A 5,502-nucleotide genomic window follows, 5' to 3' on the forward strand; every position below is an offset into this window, starting at 1 on the left:
AGCGATGACGACGCCCTGGCCGCGGCGCGTGCCTTCCCCGGCCTCATCGGTCGTGATCTGGTGCAGGATGTGAGCTGCCGGGAGACATATGCCTGGAATCTCGCCAGCGGCGCTCCCGATCAGGGCTATCACGCACAGCCCGCCACCCGGACGCAACGCCATGTGGTGGTTTACGACTTTGGCACCAAACAGAACATCCTGCGACTGCTGGCTGATCGTGCCTGCCGGGTCACGGTCGTGCCAGCGCGCACTGCGGCTACCGAGGTGATTGCTCTGCTCCCGGACGGTGTGCTCTTCTCCAACGGCCCCGGCGATCCTGCGGCCCTCGACTATGCCGGAGAGGCCATGCGTCAGATCATCGCCGCAGGCATTCCCACCTTCGGGCTCTGCCTGGGGCATCAGTTACTGGGGCTAGCCCTGGGTGCCAAAACCATCAAGATGAAGTTCGGACACCACGGAGCCAACCATCCGGTCAAAGACCTGCGCAGTGGCCGGGTGCTGATCACCAGCCAGAATCACGGTTTTGCGGTGGATGCGGATACCCTGCCGGATTGTCTGATTGCGACGCACACCTCTCTATTTGACGGTAGTTTGCAGGGTATGGCACATCGAGACCTGCCCGTCTTTTCCTTTCAGGGACACCCTGAGGCCGGACCCGGCCCCCATGACGCCAGTGTGATTTTTGACGATTTTGTTCACGCCATGAACCAGCACGGAGGCCGTCACCATGCCTAAGTATCAGGATATCAAAAGCGTCCTCCTCATCGGCGCTGGCCCCATCATTATCGGCCAGGCCTGTGAATTCGATTACTCCGGCGTCCAGGCCTGCAAGGCGCTGCGGGAAGAGGGTTGCCGCGTCATTCTGGTCAACTCCAACCCGGCTACCATCATGACCGATGCGCAGACGGCGGACGCCACCTACATCGAACCCGTCGAATGGCAAACGGTCGCACGTATCATCGCCATGGAACGCCCAGACGCCATCCTCCCCACCATGGGTGGTCAGACTGCGCTGAACTGTGCCCTGGACCTGCACCGGGAGGGAATACTGGAGCAGTATGGTGTCAAACTGATCGGTGCGTCCGTGGAGGCCATCCGTGAAGCCGAAGATCGCGGCCTGTTCAAAAAGGCTATGGAAGAGATCGGCCTGGAAGTAGCACGCTCCGCCTTCGGTCATGACATGGAAGGCGCACGCCAGATCGCGGAAGACATCGGCTTCCCGGTTATCATCCGGCCCTCCTTCACGCTGGGTGGCACCGGCGGCGGCATTGCCTATAATCGCGAGGAGTTTGAGGACATCGCCGCACGCGGCCTGGAGGCCAGCCCCACCCACGAAATTCTCATCGAAGAATCCATCATCGGCTGGAAAGAGTTCGAGATGGAGGTAGTCCGCGACCGGGCGGATAACTGCATCATTGTCTGTTCTATCGAGAATCTTGATCCCATGGGTATTCACACCGGGGACTCCATCACCGTGGCCCCCGCCCAGACCCTTACCGACCGCGAATACCAGCGCATGCGTGATGCCTCCATTGCGGTGTTGCGCCGCATCGGGGTAGACACTGGTGGTTCCAATGTGCAGTTTGCTGTCAACCCCGAAGATGGGCGGTTAATCGTCATTGAGATGAACCCGCGGGTATCGCGCTCCTCGGCGCTGGCCTCCAAGGCCACCGGGTTTCCCATTGCCAAAATTGCCGCCAAGTTGGCGCTGGGCTACACCCTGGATGAACTGCGCAATGACATCACCCAGGCGACACCGGCGAGCTTCGAGCCGACCATCGATTACGTGGTCACCAAAATTCCCCGCTTCGCCTTCGAGAAATTTCCGGAGGCCGATGCCCATCTGACCACTCAGATGAAGTCGGTTGGTGAGGTGATGGCCATTGGCCGCAGCTTCCAGGAGTCGCTGCAAAAGGCGCTGCGCGGCCTGGAGACGGGCGTGGATGGTCTTGATGAGAAACTTATCGGCAATGATCCGGACACCCTGCAAAAGCTGGAGCAGGAGTTAAGGGTTCCCGGTGCCGATCGCCTCTGGTATCTGGCGGACGCCATACGGCGCGGCTGGGATCAGGGCAGCCTGCAGCGTATCACCCACATTGACCCCTGGTTCCTGGAGCAGATTTTCGAGATCGTCCAAACGGAGGAGAGTTTGCGCGGTCTCGCTCTGGCGGGTCTCGATGGCACCAGGCTCCGCACGCTCAAAGGCATGGGCTTCTCGGACCGGCGCCTGGCCCGCCTGTTAGGTTGCCGCGAGCAACTATTGCGCGAGCACCGCCAGAGGCTGGGCATCCGCCCGGTCTATAAGCGGGTGGATACCTGCGCCGCCGAGTTCCGCTCACCGACGCCTTATCTTTACTCCACCTATGAGATGGAATGCGAGGCGGAGCCCAGTGACAAACCCAAGATCATGATTCTCGGCGGCGGTCCCAACCGGATCGGGCAGGGTATTGAGTTTGACTATTGCTGCGTACATGCGGCCATGGCCCTGCACGAGGACGGTTTTGAGACCATCATGGTCAACTGTAACCCGGAGACGGTGTCCACCGACTATGACACCTCCGATCGCCTGTATTTCGAGCCGCTCACTCTGGAAGATGTCCTCGAAATCGTCGCTGTCGAAAAACCCCAGGGCGTGATCGTCCAATTCGGTGGTCAAACGCCGCTGAAGCTCGCCAATGATCTGGAAGCCGCCGGTGTACCCATCGTCGGCACCACTCCGGATTCCATCGATCTGGCTGAAGACCGCGAGCGCTTCCAGCAACTTTTGCAGCGCCTTAACCTGCGGCAGCCGGAAAACGCCATTGCGCGGAGCGCCCCGGAGGCCCTGAGCAAGGCCCGCGCACTGGGCTACCCGCTGGTAGTGCGTCCTTCTTATGTACTGGGCGGTCGCGCGATGCGTATCGTCTACGGCGAAGATGACCTCGAACGTTATATGGTGGAGGCTGTGCGTATCTCCAATGACCAGCCCATTCTCCTGGATCGTTTCCTGAATGACGCCCTGGAGGTGGACGTTGATGCCGTCGCCGATAACGAGCAACAAGTGATCGTGGCGGGGATCATGGAGCACATTGAGCAGGCAGGCGTTCACAGTGGCGACTCCGCCTGTTGTCTACCGCCCTACTCCCTGTCCCCAGCCATTCAGGACGAAATCCGGCGGCAGACCGTGGAACTGGCTCTGGCGCTCGGTGTGGTGGGTCTGATGAACTGTCAGTTCGCCGTCCAGGAAGAGCGCATCTATGTTCTGGAGGTGAACCCGCGCGCCTCACGGACGGTGCCTTTCGTCTCCAAGGCCACCGGCTGGCCTCTGGCCAAAATTGCCTCCCGCTGCATGACCGGGAAGTCACTAGCGGCACAGGGCATTCCGCAGATTCCCAATCCGCCCCATTTCAGCGTTAAGGAAGCGGTATTCCCCTTCATCAAATTCCCCGGCGTAGATGTACTGCTGGGGCCGGAAATGAAGTCTACCGGCGAGGTGATGGGCATCGGTGCCAGTTTCGGCGAGGCTTTCCTCAAAGCACAGATCGGCGCCGGTGAACACTTCCCGCGCTCCGGCACCGTTTTTCTCAGCGTCCGCGATGCAGATAAGAAGGGCCTTATCCCAGCGGCACGGACGCTGTCCGAACTCGGCTTTAAGCTGATCGCCACCAAGGGTACTGCCGCTTTTCTGCATGGGGACGGCCTGGAAGTCACCGCAGTCAACAAGGTGACTGAAGGCCGCCCCCACATCGTCGATGCGATCAAAAACGGTAAGGTGCAGATCATCATCAACACCGTGGATGAACGGCAATCGGTGCGCGACTCTTTTAGCATCCGTCGTGCAGCGCTGCAAATGGGATTGACCTACTATACCACTCTGGCGGGCGCTATCGCGGGCGCCGCTGCCATTCACGCCCTGATGACGGAGGAACGCAGCGTCCTCCGGCTGCAGGATCTGAACCAGACAAACACCAGCACGAGGTAGATATGAGCGACAAAATTCCCATGACTGTTATTGGTGCCCAGCGCCTGCGCGATGAGTTACATCGCCTCAAATCCGTGGACCGGCCCACCGTCATTGAAGCGATCGCCGAGGCCCGAGCCAAGGGTGATCTTTCGGAAAATGCCGAATACGACGCGGCTAAAGAACAGCAGGCGTTTATTGAGGGACGCATTCGCGAGGTGGAAGATCATCTGTCCCGTGCCCAGGTCATTGATCCCAAGACCTTGAATACGGGTGGTAGAATTGTCTTTGCGGCTACCGTGGAGCTGGAAGATGCAGAGGGTAACGAGGTGACTTACCAGATCGTCGGTGATGCCGAGGCGGACCTCAAGGAAAATAAGATATCCATTAGCTCCCCCATTGCGCGTGCGCTTATCGGTAAGCACGAAGGCGATCTGGTTGAAGTACGCGCTCCTGGTGGAACGCGGGAGTACACCATTCTCGCTGTGCGCTACCTATAGAAGGAAAGAGCTTGGCACATCCTACCTACCTACTATTCCTGGCCATGCTGCAAGGCGTTACGGAATTATTTCCCATCTCCAGTCTTGGCCACATTATCCTGGTACCCGCGCTTCTGCATTGGCCCATCAACCGCGATGCGGAGTGGTTTTTACCCTTTGTGGTCGTGCTCCACCTCGCCACAGCCGCGGCATTACTCTTGTTCTTCTGGCGCGACTGGGCAGCGCTGCTGGGTGGTTTCATTCGTGCGCGTGGACGTCCCAGCAATCCCCAATCACGGCTGCTATGGATCCTCTTTATCGCATCCATTCCTGCCGGTTTACTGGGCCTTGCCCTCGCCCATAAAATCAAAGACCTGTTCGGCGGTTTCACCTTTGCTGCGGTGGCACTGATGATTAACGGCATCATGCTCATCTGGGGAGATCGCTTGCGCGCGCGGCAACCCAGCCATTCACTGGACAACCTGAGTTGGCCGCGCGCTATTGGCATAGGATTCGCCCAATCCCTCGCATTGATTCCCGGATTTTCGCGTTCGGGTGCTACGTTAGTGGCTGGTATTGGTGTAGGGTTGGACTATGAAAATTCCGCAAAATTTTCCTTTCTGCTTGCCACCCCGATTATTGCAGCGGCCGGCATGCTGGAAGTGCCCAAGCTCTTCCACGCAAATATGCCGTCCGAATTACTCGGTACCATTTTTCTTGCAGGTCTTTTATCGGGAGTCTGTGCCTGGGCTTCCGTCTGGTTTCTGATGCACTACTTTCATAAGCATGAAATCAAAGCGCTACGGCCCTTTGGTATCTATTGCATTGCCTTTGGCGCGCTAGCGCTTATTATTGGCGGCTGAAAATATCCGGCTAAAAACCGGGTTCAACGGCTACTTGACCGTCCCGAGCATGCGCGCGACGTAAATGAAGCTCAGGCCGCTCACTGCCCGCTTTTCGAGCGGGTTCATGGGCGGGCCTTTGCTGCGGGGAGGCTTCTTAGAAGAAGCCATAACTCATCACCAGTTTACCCAGGATCAGGGCGGTATAGAGCAGGAAGAGGTAGGAGATGGAGTAGGCGAA

At 58.6% G+C, this 5,502-nt stretch carries 4 protein-coding genes; all 4 read left to right on the forward strand.

The window, feature by feature from the left end:
• Positions 1–735: carbamoyl phosphate synthase small subunit (locus tag AC2VNK_RS01715; protein WP_486882581.1), on the forward strand; the 735-nt coding region annotated here is incomplete at its 5' end.
• On the forward strand, positions 728–3,961 hold the full coding sequence (carB, locus tag AC2VNK_RS01720) for a carbamoyl-phosphate synthase large subunit (RefSeq protein WP_486882582.1): 3,234 nt from the start codon (positions 728–730) through the stop codon (positions 3,959–3,961). The genes AC2VNK_RS01715 and carB, both read left to right, overlap by 8 nt.
• 2 nt (positions 3,962–3,963) lie before the next feature.
• The gene (gene greA / locus AC2VNK_RS01725; protein ID WP_291524144.1) at positions 3,964–4,440 is read left to right on the forward strand and encodes a transcription elongation factor GreA; all 477 of its coding nucleotides are present in this window, start codon (positions 3,964–3,966) and stop codon (positions 4,438–4,440) included.
• An 11-nt stretch (positions 4,441–4,451) separates the two neighbouring features.
• Positions 4,452–5,282, forward strand: a complete 831-nt coding sequence (locus tag AC2VNK_RS01730) for an undecaprenyl-diphosphate phosphatase (RefSeq protein WP_486882583.1) — start codon at positions 4,452–4,454, stop codon at positions 5,280–5,282.
• Positions 5,283–5,502 lie beyond the last annotated feature (220 nt).

It is taken from the genome of Acidithiobacillus sp. TH-A35 (assembly GCF_057473505.1).